We start from the raw sequence: 15,392 nt of genomic DNA, 5'->3' as shown, positions 1-15,392 counted from the left end.
ACTTTGCTTCGCGGTTAATTATGTTCAAACTTTCGGTTTGTCTGCTGACGTGCAACTCCGCACGCCTGTTACGGGAAGTTCTGCCGCCGCTGCTGGCGGTAGCAGATGATTTTGTTGTACTGGATTCCGGGAGCACCGACGCCACGCTGGATATTTGCCAGGAATATGGTCTTACCGTTCATCACCACCCCTATGCGATGCATGGCGCGCAGATGAACCATGCCATCAGCCTCGCGGCCCACGACTGGGTATTGTGTATGGATAGCGACGAGATTCTGGATGAACAGACCCTCAATTTTATTCTGGCGCTGAAAGCGGGTGAGGAGCCTGCTGCGGATCAGGCCTGGCGTCTGCCTCGCTACTGGTTCGTACTCGGGCAGGAAGTTCGCACTATTTATCCCGTCTCTTCCCCTGATTTCCCGGTGCGTTTATTTAACCGCCGCTGCGCACGTTTTAACGATCGCCCGGTGGACGATAAAGTCGAGGGTTTCTCACGCTCGGTGAAAATACCCGGTCGCGTACGCCACGATACATTCTATTCACTGCATGAAGTATTTAATAAGCTGAACGGCTACACCACCCGGCTGGTGAAATACCAAAAAGTACGCCCTTCAATAGGCCGCGGAATTACCAGCGCCATCGGCGCGTTCTTTAAATGGTATTTATTCAGCGGCGCATGGCGCTATGGAAAAGTGGGCGTGGTAACCGGCTTATATGCCACGTTCTATAGTTTTCTGAAATACTTTAAAGCGTGGTATGCCCATAGCGACACAAAAGAAGTCGCTACGGAAGAGAAGAAAAAGACCCGCACTATTTAAGCGCGATTTTTTCCCCACCCTTGCCACTGGTTGATGAAATATTTCGCCAGCGTGCTCTGGCTGACGCTCTCTTTCACTACCGTGAAGAAGTAGCCGGGGCTGACAGGCTGGGGCTTGCGTTTCGCTTTGCATAGCTTCACGCCGCGGAATGGATTACGCGGGGTTTTCTCAGGCGCTGCGCCATTGGGCACTGAGGTATCCGTCTGCGGCTCATTCAGCAAACTTCCGGCACGCACTAAAGTGATATCCGTCGGCAGGCTGTAAACCATCTGCTGCAGCACGCGCACCGTTGCCGGGTGCGGGTGGCCAATGGCGATGGCTGAACCGTTGCGACGTGCCAGCTCGACCGCCCGGTTGAACTGGCGGCGAATGTCCCCTTCGTTTTGCGTATCATCAAGGAACACCTTCCGTTTGATCACCTTCACGCCGGTGCCGCTGGCGGCGCGCATGGCCTGGCTATTGCCGATGGTCATGCTGTCCAGGAAGTAGAGATCGTAACGCGCCAGCGCCTGCATCACTTTTTGCATCCCAAACAGGCTGGAGGTCATGGCGCTGCCCATATGGTTATTAAGCCCGGTGGCAAACGGCACTTTGCTTACCGCTTCGCTGATGATGCGCTCAATCTCGGCGCTGCTCATCTCCGGGCGCAGGGTGTCTTTTTCCAGCGGCTGCTTGCTGATGGGCGCCATCGGCAGGTGAATCAATACTTCATGCCCGCTGTTATGGGCTTTGGTCGCCATTTCACGGGCGTGGGGAGCATTAGGCAACACGGCGACGGTTATCGCGGACGGCATCGCCAGCACCTGGTTTTCGTTGTGCGGACGGTAGCCAAAATCGTCAATAACGATGGCGAGTTTTCCGGCAAAAGCGGGCATGGAAATAGCCAGCAGGCTGGCGGCGACAACAACAACGCGACGAAATTGAGGCAAAACTTATCTTCCCAACCACGGCTGTGGATTGACTGCCTGACCCTGGCGACGAATTTCAAAATAGAGTGAAGGTCTGCCCTGACCGCCACTGCTGCCGACAAGCGCTATCGGCTGACCGGCGCGTACCTGCGCGCCTACGCTCACCAGCGCGCTCTGGTTGTAGCCATACAGGCTCATATCGCCTTTACCGTGCTCAACCACCACAACCAGCCCGTAACCCTGCAGCCAGTCGGCAAGGATCACCCGGCCATCGGCGATAGCTTTGACTTCGCTGCCCTCAGCCGCTCCGATAACCATCCCCTTCCAACGTAGCTCACCCTGCAGCTGTTCGCCATAACGATGTAGCGTTGGGCCGCGAACAGGCCAGTATGCCTGACCGCGCGGCGACCCCAGCCCGCCGGTGCGGGACATCAGCGAACGTTCGCTTTCGCTGGGGCGGTAGGTGGTGCCTTTGCGGGTTGCCTCTTTTTGCTTATCGCGCACCGCCTGGGCTTCGCGCGCCTCGCGTTCCGCGCGCGCTTTCGCCGCCGCTTCAGCGCGGGCCAGACGATCGCGCAGCCTGGATTCGTTCGCCCGCAGTTCGCTCAGTTGCTGCTGCCCCTGCTGAATAGACGATTCAAGACCGGCAAGGGTTTTCTTACGCTCGTTGCGCGCCTGCTCCAGCTTCGCCTGCTGCGCCTTCTGCTCATAGAGCAGCGTCTGCTGCTGGCTCTGCTTCTCTTCCAGATCGGCTTTTTGCGACGCAACCTCTTCACGGGTTTGCTTAAGCTGGGCGATGGTCTCCTGACGGGCCTGGTTTAAATAGCCAAAATAGGCCTGCAGACGCTGGGCGCGCTGGGTCTCTTCGCCGCTGAGGATAAGCTGAATACCGGTGTGCTCGCCCTGGCGGAAAGCGGCGTCCAGCTGCGCGGCAAGGTTGCGCTCTTGGGTCGCTTTCTGCTTCTCGAGCTTCGCGATGGAAGCGTTCATCACATCAATTTGCGAATTGAGCTGGGCGAGGGTGTTTTGCGTTTCGCGCAGCTTGCGCGCGGCGGCGGAGATCGCTACCTCCTGCGCCTTGAGTTGCGCAAGCAGAGCGGAACGTTGCTTTTGCTGCTGGCGGACCGCGCGCTCTTTGGCGGCAATGTCAGCCTGAATAGACTTTAACTGATCGCGGTCGTCCGCGTGGGCGGGAAATGCGCACAACAATGCGCCAGCGCTAAAAGCGCTGGCGCAGAGCAGGGACCGGAGCACGGCCCCCGAGACGGTAAAAATCGGCTTTCCCCTCATGGGGAGCGATTATTCCACGATGAACAGCGGCTTACCAGTCATCTCTTGCGGGATTTCCATGCCCATCAGCGTGAGCATGGTCGGCGCGATATCAGAAAGCTTGCCGCCTTCCACCGCTTTTACTGCTTTATCGCCAACGTAGATCAGCGGCACCGGCAGGTTGGTGTGCGCGGTATGCGCCTGGCCGGTTGCCGGGTCGCGCATCTGCTCGGCGTTGCCGTGGTCTGCGGTGATCAGCAACTGTCCGCCAACGGATTCCACCGCTTTGGCAACCTGCTCAACGCAGTGATCCAGCGCTTCTACCGCTTTGACCGCCGCTTCCATCACGCCGGTGTGGCCAACCATGTCGCCGTTCGGATAGTTACAGATAATGGTGTCGTATTTGCCGCTTTCGATAGCCGCCACCAGTTTTTCGGTCAGCTCGGCGGAACTCATTTCCGGCTGCAGATCGTAGGTCGCTACTTTCGGCGAGTTAATCAGAATGCGGTCTTCACCCTTGAACGGCTCTTCAACGCCGCCGTTAAAGAAGAAGGTAACGTGAGCATATTTCTCGGTTTCGGAGATACGCAGCTGGGTTTTGTCGTTTTTCGCCATCCACTCGCCGAAGGTGTTCGCCAGCGAGGCAGGCGGGTAGGCGACGGCGGTTTTGATATCCGCCGCGTATTCGGTCAGCATCACGAAATTGACGTTAACGGTTTTCTTACGGGCAAAGCCGTCGAAATCCGCATTCACAAACGCACGGGTAATTTCGCGGGCGCGGTCGGCGCGGAAGTTCATGAAAATCAGCGCGTCGCCGTCTTCCATTGCCGCGCTGGCCTGGCCTTCGGCGCGAATCACGGTCGCTTTTACAAACTCGTCGTTTTCATCACGCGCGTAAGCGGCCTGCAGACCGGCAACGGCGGTATCCGCCTGGAATTCACCCTCGGCCTGGGTCAGCAGGTCGTAGGCTTTTTCTACGCGGTCCCAACGGTTGTCGCGGTCCATTGCGTAGTAGCGGCCGATAATAGACGCCACGCGGCCTTTACCCAGCGCGGCAAATTTCTCTTCGAATTTTTTCAGTGAAGCTTCTGCGCTGCGCGGCGGGGTGTCACGGCCGTCGAGGAAAGCGTGCAGATAGATGTTTTCGGCCCCGCGCTCGGCGGCCAGTTCCACCATCGCCATAATATGATCTTCATGGCTGTGGACGCCGCCTGCGGAGAGCAAGCCCATGATATGCACGGCTTTACCGGCGTTTTTCGCCTGGTCCACCGCGCCGGTCAGCACCGGGTTAGCAAAGAAAGTACGCTCTTTAATTTCAACGTCCAGACGCGTCAGATCCTGATACACGATGCGGCCCGCGCCCAGGTTAACGTGGCCTACTTCGGAGTTGCCCATCTGGCGATCCGGCAGGCCCACTTCCAGCCCGGATGCGTTAATCAGCGTATGGGGGCGTTTCGCCCACAGCGCGTCCATAACCGGCGTTTTTGCGCTATAGATGGCATTATCCTGCTGGTCTTCACGGTAGCCGTAGCCATCCAGAATCACCAGTACCATAGGTTTTTTAGTAACCGACATTGCGACAACCTCATGCTCAAAGACAAAAATTTTGCGTAATTTTACTACAGCTGAATCGATCAAATAGCCGCAGAAGATCAAAGAAAAGCCTCTGGCGCCGGCGGGATTTTGTTTTGATACACTCTTTTTTTGTAACGCACCGCAGAAAATGCATTCCATCACGCTCGCTGGCTGTATTTGCCACACTCCGCAGGTATACTCCTTTCCTGGTTTTTAAACACTGATTCGGGAGCTGTTACCCCCCATGCAAGAAATTATGCAATTTGTTAGTCGCCACCCCATACTGTGTCTCGCCTGGGTTGTACTGTTAGGCGCGGTGCTGTTCATGACGTTTAAGGGTTTCGCGTCTAAAGTGAAAGTGATCACCCGCGGCGAAGCCACGCGTCTGATCAACAAAGAAGACGCCGTGGTCGTGGACCTGCGTCAGCGCGATGATTTCCGTAAAGGCCACATCGCAGGCTCGCTGAATTTGCTGGCAAACGATATCAAAGCCAATAATGTAGGTGAGCTTGATAAACATAAAAGCAAACCGGTTATCGTGGTGGACGGCTCCGGTATGCAGGCACAGGAACCCGCTAACGCGCTGATTAAAGCCGGTTTCGAGCAGGTATTCGTGCTGAAAGAAGGCATCGCAGGCTGGAGCGGCGAAAATCTGCCGCTGGTGCGCGGTAAATAATTTACCCGTCGCCTTCATGCCGCAGGACGCCTGCCACATGAAATCAACAGGGTAAAAAAGAGGAACGAAGTTATGGCCAATATCGAAATCTACACCAAAGCAACCTGCCCGTTTTGCCATCGCGCAAAAGCGCTGCTTAGCAGCAAGGGCGTCTCTTTTGAAGAGCTGCCGATCGATGGCGACGCGGTAAAGCGCGAAGAGATGATTAAACGTAGTGGCCGTACGACGGTACCGCAGATTTTTATCGATGCGCAGCACATTGGCGGCTGCGACGATTTGTATGCGCTGGACGCGCGCGGTGGGCTTGATCCACTGTTGCGTTAACGCATAGAAGTATCACGTTGCATCAAGGCTACACAGAGGCAGCCTGAAAATTACAGGTATTAAGGACAACACTTAAGGGTTTTTGACATGTCTGAACAAAACAACACGGAAATGACTTTCCAGATCCAACGTATCTATACCAAAGATATCTCTTTTGAAGCGCCGAATGCTCCGCATGTGTTTCAGAAAGAGTGGCAGCCAGAAGTAAAACTGGATCTGGATACTGCCTCTACTCAGCTGGCTGACGGTGTTTACGAAGTCGTGCTGCGTGTAACCGTAACCGCCTCTCTGGGCGAAGAGACCGGCTTCCTGTGCGAAGTGCAGCAGGGCGGTATTTTCTCCATTGAAGGTATCGAAGGCACTCAGATGGCGCATTGCCTGGGCGCGTACTGCCCGAACATTCTGTTCCCGTATGCCCGCGAATGCATCACCAGCCTGGTTTCCCGCGGTACGTTCCCGCAACTCAACCTTGCGCCGGTTAACTTTGATGCGCTGTTCATGAATTATCTGCAGCAGCAGTCTGGCGAAGGTGCTGAACAACATCAGGATGCCTGATGAACGCACGTAATGCTGAAATGACAGTGATCGGTGCCGGCTCTTACGGCACCGCTCTCGCCATCACGCTGGCGAGAAACGGCCACCAGGTGGTTCTCTGGGGGCACGACCCTAAACATATTGCGACGCTGCAGCATGACCGTTGCAACGCCGCTTTTCTTCCTGATGTTCCTTTCCCCGACACGCTTCACCTGGAGAGCGATCTCGCCACCGCGCTGGCCGCCAGCCGCAATATTCTGGTGGTGGTGCCAAGCCATGTCTTTGGCAACGTTCTCGGGCAAATTAAGCCACTGATGCGCAGCGATGCGCGGATTGTCTGGGCGACCAAAGGCCTTGAGGCGGAAACTGGCCGTCTGTTGCAGGATGTGGCGCGTGAAGTGCTGGGCGACGCCATTCCGCTGGCGGTGATTTCCGGGCCGACCTTTGCGAAAGAGCTGGCGGCCGGGCTGCCGACCGCTATTTCGCTGGCGTCGACCGATCCGGTTTTCGCCGACGACCTGCAGCAGCTTTTACACTGCGGCAAAAGCTTTCGCGTCTACAGCAACCCGGACTTTATCGGCGTGCAGCTTGGCGGCGCGGTGAAGAACGTTATAGCCATTGGCGCAGGCATGTCTGACGGTATCGGCTTTGGGGCGAACGCGCGTACCGCGCTTATCACCCGTGGGCTGACGGAGATGTCGCGCCTGGGCGCGGCGCTGGGCGCCGATCCTAATACCTTTATGGGCATGGCGGGCTTAGGCGATCTGGTGCTGACCTGTACCGACAACCAGTCGCGCAACCGCCGCTTCGGCATGGCGCTGGGGCAGGGAATGGACGTTCAAAGCGCGCAAAAGCAGATAGGTCAGGTGGTTGAAGGCTATCGCAATACCAAAGAGGTGCGGGCGCTGGCGCAGCGGTTTGGCGTCGAAATGCCAATAACCGAGGAAATTTATCAGGTATTGTATTGCGGAAAAAACGCGCGCGAGGCAGCATTAACGTTATTAGGTCGCGCACGCAAGGATGAGCTGAGCCGCAAGTAGCCGCAGGGAATAGCCTGAATAAAACGACCCGGCCCGTAAAACACTGGCCGGTCGTTCTTTTATCGCCTGGAGTATGCAATGCCGTGTGAAGAACTGGATCTGGTCTGGAATAATATTAAAGCCGAAGCCCGCGCGCTGGCGGACTGCGAACCTATGCTGGCCAGTTTTTACCACGCAACGCTTCTCAAGCATGAGAATCTCGGCAGCGCGCTAAGCTATATGCTGGCGAACAAACTGGCCTCCCCCATTATGCCCGCCATCGCCATTCGTGAAGTGGTTGAGGAAGCCTATGCGGCGGACCCGGAGATGATCGCCTCTGCGGCCTGTGATATTCAGGCGGTGCGGACCCGCGACCCGGCGGTGGATAAATACTCTACGCCGCTGCTCTACCTTAAAGGCTTCCACGCGTTGCAGGCCTACCGCATCGGCCACTGGCTGTGGAATCAGGGACGGCGCGCGCTGGCCATTTTCCTGCAAAATCAGGTTTCTGTTTCATTCCAGGTGGATATCCATCCGGCGGCGAAAATTGGCCGCGGCATTATGCTCGACCATGCGACGGGTATCGTGGTGGGTGAAACGGCGGTGATTGAAGATGATGTATCGATACTGCAATCGGTCACGCTGGGCGGAACCGGTAAAACCAGCGGCGATCGTCACCCGAAAATCCGCGAAGGCGTGATGATCGGCGCTGGCGCAAAAATTCTTGGCAATATTGAGGTGGGGCGCGGCGCGAAAATTGGCGCAGGCTCCGTGGTATTGCAACCCATCCCGCCGCATACCACCGCCGCTGGCGTTCCGGCGCGTATCGTCGGCAAGCCAGACAGCGATAAGCCATCAATGGATATGGACCAGCACTTTAACGGCATTCACCATACGTTTGAGTACGGGGACGGGATTTAATCACGCCTGCGCTTACCGTCCGGGTAAGCGTAGCCGACTCAATCAGCTGCGCAGCACCGCGCCAGGATATCCCAGCTGGCGCCAGGCTTCATATACCACCACCGACACCGCGTTAGACAGGTTCATACTGCGGCTGTCCGGCATCATCGGAATACGGATTTTTTGCTCTGCGGGTAGCGCATCAAGGATGGTCGCAGGCAGGCCGCGCGTCTCCGGGCCAAACATCAGGAAATCGCCGTCCTGATAGCTCACCGCGCTGTGGGCGGGCGTGCCTTTGGTGGTCAGGGCGAACAGGCGCGCAGGCTTTTCCGCTTCAATAAAGGCGGGGTAGTCTTTATGGCGCTGTACGGCGGCGAACTCATGATAATCCAGCCCCGCCCGGCGCAGCCGCTTGTCGTCCCAGGTAAAGCCCATCGGTTCAATAATGTGCAGCCGAAAGCCGGTATTGGCGCAAAGACGAATAATATTGCCGGTATTTGGCGGGATTTCTGGTTCGAATAAGACGATGTTAAGCATGCTGCCCCCTTAATTGCGGGGGGCAGAATAGCAGAAAATCCCCTGCCCCTCACGCGCGTGTCTTCTTAAGGGGCTGCGCTCTCCGGCTCAGGCTGCGGCGCGGAGGGCGCAGCCTCAGTGGATACCACGCCGCCCTGCATACGCTGCTTCACCTGCTGGCGCTGAGCGTTAAACGCCTGCAGTTCGCCATTCACCGTCGGTTTTAAAGGCGCGTCAGCCTGCACGCGCCCGCTAACGCTAAGCTGAAGGTTGCCATCGCCGCTAATGGGCAGCGCGGGCCAGCCCCACTCTTGCAATACGTTTACCGGCACACCGCGCCCGTTCAGGCTGATATTCACGCTGCGCTCGGGCGTTTGCGCCACGACGCCCGTGGCCTCCAGCATGCCCTTGCCGGTAAAAGCGCTCAGTTCGGTAATGTTGACCGTGCTGCCGTTGGCGCTGAATCCGAGTGAGGGACGACGCAGATCCACGCGGTTAAACGTCGCGGCGGCAGCGTTGAGCTTCGCGTCGCCATTCCACACGCCCCACTGATGGTTGCGCGCCAGCTGTAAATTACTGCCGTAGCCATCCAGCGCGGTCAGCTGCCACGGGAAGGTCGGGTCGATATCAATCACCAGATTGCGGCTGGCGCTGAATTTTTTCAGGATAACGCTATTGAGCCAGCCGGGCAGCGGCTTCATCCACGTCTGCTTCCAGTTATCCGGCAGGGTATATTCCAGCCCGACAATCGCCGCATCGTTCAGCACCAGCGTCTGGCCATTACGCGCCCAGTAGCCTGAGGTACGCACCATGCCATTTTCCCAGCGGGTAGTGAACTGCGACAGCGCAATACCCTGCGGCGTGAAGTCGGCGTTAAGAATCGGGTCGAAAAAGTGCAGCGAGCCGTAAATAAACTCAGCGGCGTTCATCGACAGTTTACCGTCGTCGGTTTGCCAGTCGCCGTTGGCAAGCGTCAGGTTGCGCAGGGTCAGATCAAGATCGGTTACTGCCCACTCGGGGCCCTGCAGGCGGGCGTCGGTAACGTCCAGCCGCCCGATTTTCAGCGAAGGCAGCGTGGTGAGCGGCGCGAAAAAGTCGCCCAGGGATTTGTCGCTCTGCAGGCGAATCTCGTTAAGGCGCAGGTTATCCACCACCCAGCCGCCGTCTGCGTTGCGCCGGGCATTGCCGGTGAGCGAGCCGCGCGCCATATCCGCGCCGATGGTCGTCAGGGTCACGGTGTTTTTATCAATGCTGCCCTGAATTAAGACATTGCTGGCAGGCACGCCGTTAAGCGTCAGCGAACCGGCGCTCATCTGGATTTGCGCCTGGTTGCCCAGCACATTGCCCGCCACCGGTTGCCACGGGCTGACGCCGCCGGTCACCCGCTGGGCGCTCAGATCCCAGCCTGTCGCCGGGCTGTTAAAGGCCATATTGCGCAACTGCAAACGGTCGGCTTTGAACGGCAACGGCGCGGTAGCCGGAGAGAGATTCAGGGTGCCATCCTGCAAAAGGATCGTGTCGGTATGCAGCGGGTCGGTAAACTGACGGCTGCTCAGCCCGATATCGACATACTTCGCCACCAGCGTGGCGGGCTGGCCCTTACGGCCAAAATTAACGTTGTGCAATTTCAGGTGGGAAGGGGATGAGAGGGAGTGATCCATCGCCTCAAACGTCAGCTGGTAATCACTGTTGGCGCTTATCCAGTGACTGGTTTGCGTCGCGCCCCAGCGCGTTTGCAGCAGGAAATAAGCGGCCACCACTACCAGTAGCAGGACGATAATGACGAAAAGAAGCAGCTTTCCAATAAATTTCATGATCTTCCATCCCCGAAATGCCTGTACAGGAGTTATGCACGATTTGTGCGCAATCCTCAAGGATGGAATCATTAAAGAGGGTTACAGCGCCAGCGGAAGAGGCCGCTGGCGCGCTGGCGTTACTGCTTATCGACGGGGAAAACCAGATTCAGCACAATCGCAGTAATACCCCCGGCTGCAATGCCGGAGGAGAGCAGGTTTTTCAGCCAGTCCGGGGCGAACTGCAGAATCAGCGGCTGCTGGGACACCCCCAGGCCTACCGCCAGCGACAGGGCGATAATCATGATCGCCCTGCGGTTCAGCGGCTCGCGGGAGACAATGCGCACGCCGGAGGCGGCAATGGTGCCAAACATCACCAGCGTCGCACCGCCAAGCACCGGTTCCGGGATCTGCTGCACAAAGCCGCTCACCGCCGGGAACAGGCCAAGCACAATCAGCATCAGCGCTACCACAAAGCCCACGTAGCGGCTGGCAACGCCGGTCAGTTGAATCACGCCGTTATTCTGACCGAAGCAGGAGTTCGGGAAGGTATTGAACACGGCGGAAACAAATGAGTTCAGGCCGTTGGCCAGCACCCCGCCCTTAAGGCGATTCATGTACACCGGGCCGGTGACCGGCTGCTCGGAGACATCCGACGTTGCCGTGATATCGCCGATAGTTTCCAGCGAGGTGATCATAAAGACCAGCATCAGCGGCAGCAGCAGGTTCCAGTCAATACCCAGCCCGTAATAGAGCGGCGTTGGGATCATAATCAAGTCATGGCTCACCGCCGCGTTGTTTTCCGGCAGCATCCCCATAAACATCGCCACCACATACCCGACCGCCATCGCAATCACCAGCGAGGCGACGCGCAGGTAGGGGTTACGCTGACGGTTAAGCAGAATAATGATGGCCAGCACCACGCCCGCCAGCAGCAGGTTTTTCGGCGCGCCGAAGGTGTGATCGTTCATCGCTGCGTAGCCGCCGCCGATGGAGGTCAGCCCAACCTGAATCAGTGACAGGCCGATAATCATCACGACCACGCCGGATACCAGCGGCGTAATGACGCGGCGGGCAAACGGCAGAATGCGGGAGATAACCATTTCAGTGCAGCTTGCCAGCATCAGGGTGCCAAACAGCGCAGCCATCATTGTCGGCACGTCTGCGCCGCCGGTTTTCAGCGCCGTACCGCCCATAATCAGCGGCGCGACAAAGTTGAAGCTGGTGCCCTGAATAGAGAGCAGACCTGAGCCCACCGGCCCCCAGGCTTTAATCTGAATAACGGAAGCAACGCCGGAGGCAAACAGGGACATACTGATAATGTGCTGCGTATCCTGAGCCGGTAATCCCAGCGCCTGGCAGATAAGCAGAGCGGGGGTAATCACCGCGACAAACATCGCCAGCAGATGCTGCAACGCTGCAAAAAGGGTCTGCGCCAGCGGCGGACGATCTTCAAGACGGTAAATCAGTTCACTCGGCTGGGAATGCGCAACCGATTGCGCATTTTCGGACTCGATGGTGTTAGCAGACATTACAGGCAATCCCCTGGTGGAAAAGCGGAGATTTTAGCCGACCATTCATTAAAAGCAAACGTTTGCCAGCAGGATTTTTTAAGATTTAAAATCGATAAGATCACCTTTTTATATAATTTTTGTAAGGAATACGCTTAAAATCGATGCGCTTACTCATGAAGAGTTGAAATCGCCCAGGAAATTTAGGTGCGTGAATGAATCATGCATACACAGGAGCTTTATATGTTTCACATCGATACCTTAACGACGCTTGTCGCGGCAACCCTGACGTTGTTGCTGGGGCGTAAGCTGGTTCAGTTAGTCCCCCTCCTGAAAAATACACTATTCCAGAACCTGTCGCCGGCGGCCTGCTGGTCGCGCTTGCCCTGTTGCTGCTGAAAAAAAGCATCGGCTGGGAAGTTAACTTTGATATGAGCCTGCGTGACCCGTTGATGCTGGCCTTTTTCGCCACTATCGGCCTGAACGCCAACCTGTCCAGCCTGCGATCCGGCGGGCGCGTTGTTGGGGTATTTTTGATTGTTGTGGTCGGCCTGCTGCTGTTGCAGAACGCCATCGGCATTGGCATGGCAAGCCTGATGGGCCTGGACCCGTTGATGGGCCTGCTTGCGGGCTCGATTACCCTCTCCGGCGGGCACGGCACCGGCGCCGCCTGGAGCAAACTGTTTGTTGAACGCTACAACTTTACGGGCGCCACAGAAGTGGCGATGGCCTGCGCCACCTTCGGGCTGGTGCTGGGTGGGCTAATTGGCGGCCCGGTGGCGCGCTATCTGGTCAGACGCTCCGCCACGCCGGACGGCATTCCGGACGATCATGAAGTGCCCGGCGCGTTTGAAAAGCCCGACGTAGGGCGGATGATCACCTCGCTGGTGCTGATTGAGACCATTGCCCTTATCGCTATCTGCCTGACCGTGGGCAAAGTCGTTGCGCAACTGCTGGCGGGAACGGTGCTGGAGTTGCCGACCTTTGTTTGCGTGCTGTTTGTCGGGGTAATCCTCAGCAACGGCCTGTCGCTGATGGGTTTCTATCGCGTCTTTGAACGCGCCGTCTCCGTGCTGGGCAACGTCTGCCTGTCGCTGTTCCTGGCGATGGCGCTGATGAGCTTAAAACTCTGGGAACTGGCCTCTCTGGCGCTGCCGATGCTGGCCATCCTCATCGTGCAGACTATCGCAATGGCGCTATATGCGGTGTTTGTTACCTGGCGGATGATGGGTAAAAACTACGATGCCGCCGTGCTGGCGGCAGGCCATTGCGGCTTTGGTCTTGGCGCTACGCCGACGGCTATCGCCAATATGCAGGCCATTACCGATCGCTTTGGCCCGTCACACGTGGCTTTCCTTGTTGTACCGATGGTCGGCGCGTTCTTTATCGATATCGTCAACGCGCTGGTGATTAAGCTGTATATGCTGCTGCCAATGTTTGCGCAGTAATGATGAGGGGCCGGGGATCAGGCGTTGGAATAGCGCTCGGTTTCCGGCATCCAGCGTTCGATAAGCGCTTCGGCCTGCTGCGGATAGCGCTCGTGAATATGGCGGGCGATGCGCTGCACTTCCGGGATTAACGCCTGGTCGCGCAGCAAATCCGCCACTTTAAATTCAGCGTTGCCGGTCTGGCGCGTGCCCAGCAGTTCGCCTGGGCCACGAATTTCCAGGTCCTTCTGGGCAATGACGAACCCGTCATTGCTGTCGCGCAGCACCTGCAGGCGTTTTTGCGCGGTTTTCGAGAGAGGGGATTTGTAGAGCAGTACGCAGTGGGAAGCAACGGCCCCACGCCCCACGCGCCCGCGTAGCTGATGTAGCTGCGCCAGACCAAGCCGCTCCGGGTTTTCAATAATCATCAGGCTGGCATTGGGCACATCCACCCCGACTTCAATAACGGTGGTCGCCACCAGCAGATGCACTTCGCCCTGTTTAAACTGCGCCATGACCGCCTGTTTCTCAGCGGGTTTCATCCGCCCATGCACCAGCCCGACATTCAGTTCCGGCAGCGCCAGCTTAAGCTCTTCCCAGGTGGCTTCCGCCGCCTGCGCTTCCAGCAGGTCCGACTCTTCAATTAACGTACAGACCCAGTAGGCCTGGCGGCCTTCCTGCATACAGGCATTGCGCACGCGATCGATGATATCGCTGCGGCGGGTATCCGGAATGGCGACGGTGGTGACCGGCGTGCGCCCCGGCGGCAGTTCATCAATCACCGAGGTGTCGAGATCGGCGTAGGCAGTCATGGCCAGGGTTCGGGGAATGGGCGTAGCGGTCATGATGAGCTGATGGGGGTGAAAGCCCTGCTGCTGGCCTTTCTCCCACAGCGCCAGCCGCTGATGAACGCCAAAGCGGTGCTGTTCATCAATGATCACCAGCGCCAGGCCATTAAACTGCACCTGTTCCTGAAAAATAGCATGGGTGCCAACCACCATCTGCACCTGGCCGCTGGCAATGGCTTCCTGTTGCGCAAGGCGCGCCTTGCCTTTCTGTTTACCTGCCAGCCAGCCCACCTCCACGCCAAGCGGTGCAAACCAGCTACGGAAGTTATTAGCATGCTGTTCGGCCAGCAACTCGGTCGGTGCCATCAGGGCCACCTGGCTGCCGTTAGCGATGGCGCGCAGCGCGGCCAGCGCCGCCACCAGCGTTTTACCCGAGCCGACATCGCCCTGCACCAGACGCATCATTGGCGTATCCAGCGCCATATCGTGTTCGATCTCCGCCACCACGCGCGCCTGCGCGCCGGTCGGCTTAAAAGGCAACGACGCAAGCAGCCGGTTTTTGAGTTCATCCTGCGCGCCAAGCGATCTGGCATGGTAGCGCTGCGCGCCTGCGCGCAACGCCAGCATACTCAGGTTGTGCGCCAGCAGCTCTTCGAGGATCAAACGCCGTTGCGCCGGATGCTTTCCGGCTTCCAGGTCGGCAAGCTGCAAAGAAGGCGGCGGCCGGTGCAGGGTGCGCAGCGCTTCCGGTAATGTCATCAGCCCCTGTGCCAGCTCAGGCGGCAGCAGTTCGGCAATGGCGCAGGTATCAAGCAGATCCAGCGCCTGATCGGTGAGTTTACGCAGCGTCGCCTGTTTAACCCCCTCGGTGGTCGGGTAGACCGGCGTTAATGTCTCCTGCAATTCAGGCGTGGAAAGATCGCCCTGCACGCGATATTCAGGATGAATCATCTCTGCGCCGTACTTTCCACGCTTCGCCTCGCCGTAGGCCAGCACGCGTCGCCCGGTGGCAAGGCTGTTTTTCATTGCCGCGTTAAAATTGAAAAAGCGCAGGGTGAGAATGCCGCTGCCGTCGCTAATCTGGCAGGTCATCATCCGGCGGCCGCCGAAGGTGATGTTGCAGTTCAGCACCTCACCTTCCACCGTGGCATAAACGCCAGGCAGCAGTTCGGCAATAGGGTAAAGATGCGTGCGGTCTTCGTAACGAAGGGGGAGATGTAACAGCAGATCCTGGACGGTATGCAGGCCAATTTTAGCCAGCTTGCTGGCCTGCGCCGCGCCAACGCCGGTCAGGGTATTGAGCGGAATGGCGTCCAGCAAACGGCCACGCATAA

At 57.7% G+C, this 15,392-nt stretch carries 13 protein-coding genes and 1 pseudogene; 7 read left to right on the top strand and 7 right to left on the bottom strand.

What is annotated here, in order from left to right; all coding sequences use genetic code 11:
* Positions 1-20 precede the first annotated feature (20 nt).
* On the top strand, positions 21-818 hold the full coding sequence (locus ENTHG_RS17810) for a glycosyltransferase family 2 protein (RefSeq protein WP_044182827.1): 798 nt from the start codon (positions 21-23) through the stop codon (positions 816-818).
* Here ENTHG_RS17810 and ENTHG_RS17805 read toward each other — a convergent pair.
* Genes ENTHG_RS17805 through gpmM form a run of 3 tightly spaced genes read right to left on the bottom strand, consistent with a single transcriptional unit; the run spans position 815 to position 4,570 of the window.
* Entirely contained in the window at positions 815-1,747 is a 933-nt protein-coding gene (locus ENTHG_RS17805; RefSeq protein ID WP_044182824.1) for a divergent polysaccharide deacetylase family protein, read from the bottom strand. The genes ENTHG_RS17810 and ENTHG_RS17805 overlap by 4 nt on opposite strands.
* 3 nt (positions 1,748-1,750) lie before the next feature.
* A complete protein-coding gene (envC, locus tag ENTHG_RS17800; RefSeq protein ID WP_044182821.1) occupies positions 1,751-3,016 on the bottom strand; it encodes a murein hydrolase activator EnvC in 1,266 nt (421 codons plus the stop codon).
* 9 nt (positions 3,017-3,025) lie between these two features.
* The gene (gpmM, locus tag ENTHG_RS17795) at positions 3,026-4,570 is read right to left on the bottom strand and encodes a 2,3-bisphosphoglycerate-independent phosphoglycerate mutase (protein ID WP_044183957.1); all 1,545 of its coding nucleotides are present in this window, start codon (positions 4,568-4,570) and stop codon (positions 3,026-3,028) included.
* A 244-nt stretch (positions 4,571-4,814) separates the two neighbouring features.
* Between gpmM and ENTHG_RS17790 the strand changes: the two genes are divergently transcribed.
* From ENTHG_RS17790 to cysE, 5 genes are all read left to right on the top strand, one after another.
* Positions 4,815-5,246 carry a rhodanese-like domain-containing protein gene (locus ENTHG_RS17790; protein ID WP_044182818.1) on the top strand — a complete coding sequence of 144 codons (432 nt, stop codon included), beginning with the start codon at positions 4,815-4,817 and terminating at the stop codon, positions 5,244-5,246.
* A gap of 72 nt (positions 5,247-5,318) precedes the next feature.
* Positions 5,319-5,570, top strand: a complete 252-nt coding sequence (gene grxC, locus ENTHG_RS17785; protein ID WP_039080134.1) for a glutaredoxin 3 — start codon at positions 5,319-5,321, stop codon at positions 5,568-5,570.
* Positions 5,571-5,657: 87 nt separating this feature from the next.
* Positions 5,658-6,125, top strand: a complete 468-nt coding sequence (gene secB / locus ENTHG_RS17780) for a protein-export chaperone SecB (RefSeq protein ID WP_044182812.1) — start codon at positions 5,658-5,660, stop codon at positions 6,123-6,125.
* Complete coding sequence (gene gpsA / locus ENTHG_RS17775) at positions 6,125-7,144, top strand: NAD(P)H-dependent glycerol-3-phosphate dehydrogenase (protein WP_044182809.1); 1,020 nt, start codon at positions 6,125-6,127, stop codon at positions 7,142-7,144. The genes secB and gpsA overlap by 1 nt, the downstream gene beginning before the upstream one ends.
* Before the next feature lie 78 nt (positions 7,145-7,222).
* Complete coding sequence (gene cysE / locus ENTHG_RS17770; protein WP_044182806.1) at positions 7,223-8,044, top strand: serine O-acetyltransferase; 822 nt, start codon at positions 7,223-7,225, stop codon at positions 8,042-8,044.
* A 42-nt stretch (positions 8,045-8,086) separates the two neighbouring features.
* Here cysE and trmL read toward each other — a convergent pair whose 3' ends face one another.
* The 3 genes from trmL to ENTHG_RS17755 all read right to left on the bottom strand — a co-directional run bounded on the left by trmL (position 8,087) and on the right by ENTHG_RS17755 (position 11,864).
* Positions 8,087-8,560 carry a tRNA (uridine(34)/cytosine(34)/5-carboxymethylaminomethyluridine(34)-2'-O)-methyltransferase TrmL gene (gene trmL / locus ENTHG_RS17765; protein WP_044182803.1) on the bottom strand — a complete coding sequence of 158 codons (474 nt, stop codon included), beginning with the start codon at positions 8,558-8,560 and terminating at the stop codon, positions 8,087-8,089.
* A gap of 65 nt (positions 8,561-8,625) precedes the next feature.
* Positions 8,626-10,353 (bottom strand): AsmA family protein, encoded by a 1,728-nt coding sequence (locus tag ENTHG_RS17760; protein ID WP_044182800.1) that lies wholly within the window; start codon positions 10,351-10,353, stop codon positions 8,626-8,628.
* Positions 10,354-10,472: 119 nt separating this feature from the next.
* On the bottom strand, positions 10,473-11,864 hold the full coding sequence (locus ENTHG_RS17755; RefSeq protein ID WP_044182797.1) for a nucleobase:cation symporter-2 family protein: 1,392 nt from the start codon (positions 11,862-11,864) through the stop codon (positions 10,473-10,475).
* Positions 11,865-12,086: 222 nt separating this feature from the next.
* Here ENTHG_RS17755 and gltS point away from each other — a divergent pair.
* Positions 12,087-13,291, top strand: a pseudogene (gene gltS, locus ENTHG_RS17750) (sodium/glutamate symporter).
* 17 nt (positions 13,292-13,308) lie between these two features.
* Here the strand turns inward: gltS and recG are convergent.
* Positions 13,309-15,390, bottom strand: a complete 2,082-nt coding sequence (gene recG, locus ENTHG_RS17745) for an ATP-dependent DNA helicase RecG (protein WP_044182793.1) — start codon at positions 15,388-15,390, stop codon at positions 13,309-13,311.
* Positions 15,391-15,392 lie beyond the last annotated feature (2 nt).

The sequence above is a fragment of the Phytobacter massiliensis JC163 genome, assembly GCF_000321045.1.
GTDB classification, from domain to species: Bacteria; Pseudomonadota; Gammaproteobacteria; order Enterobacterales; family Enterobacteriaceae; genus Phytobacter_A; species Phytobacter_A massiliensis.
Note: the sequence above shows the minus strand (reverse complement) of the source record. Positions and strands in the feature narration are given on the sequence as shown.

Excerpts from the sequence above, each read along its gene's own strand:
- ENTHG_RS17810 (WP_044182827.1), top strand. The coding sequence starts at position 21 with ATGTTCAAACTTTCGGTTTGTCTGCTGACGTGCAACTCCGCACGCCTG.
- envC (WP_044182821.1), bottom strand. The coding sequence starts at position 3,016 with ATGAGGGGAAAGCCGATTTTTACCGTCTCGGGGGCCGTGCTCCGGTCC.
- gpmM (WP_044183957.1), bottom strand. The coding sequence starts at position 4,570 with ATGTCGGTTACTAAAAAACCTATGGTACTGGTGATTCTGGATGGCTAC.
- ENTHG_RS17790 (WP_044182818.1), top strand. The coding sequence starts at position 4,815 with ATGCAAGAAATTATGCAATTTGTTAGTCGCCACCCCATACTGTGTCTC.
- grxC (WP_039080134.1), top strand. The coding sequence starts at position 5,319 with ATGGCCAATATCGAAATCTACACCAAAGCAACCTGCCCGTTTTGCCAT.
- secB (WP_044182812.1), top strand. The coding sequence starts at position 5,658 with ATGTCTGAACAAAACAACACGGAAATGACTTTCCAGATCCAACGTATC.
- gpsA (WP_044182809.1), top strand. The coding sequence starts at position 6,125 with ATGAACGCACGTAATGCTGAAATGACAGTGATCGGTGCCGGCTCTTAC.
- cysE (WP_044182806.1), top strand. The coding sequence starts at position 7,223 with ATGCCGTGTGAAGAACTGGATCTGGTCTGGAATAATATTAAAGCCGAA.
- trmL (WP_044182803.1), bottom strand. The coding sequence starts at position 8,560 with ATGCTTAACATCGTCTTATTCGAACCAGAAATCCCGCCAAATACCGGC.
- ENTHG_RS17760 (WP_044182800.1), bottom strand. The coding sequence starts at position 10,353 with ATGAAATTTATTGGAAAGCTGCTTCTTTTCGTCATTATCGTCCTGCTA.
- ENTHG_RS17755 (WP_044182797.1), bottom strand. The coding sequence starts at position 11,864 with ATGTCTGCTAACACCATCGAGTCCGAAAATGCGCAATCGGTTGCGCAT.
- recG (WP_044182793.1), bottom strand. The coding sequence starts at position 15,390 with ATGCGTGGCCGTTTGCTGGACGCCATTCCGCTCAATACCCTGACCGGC.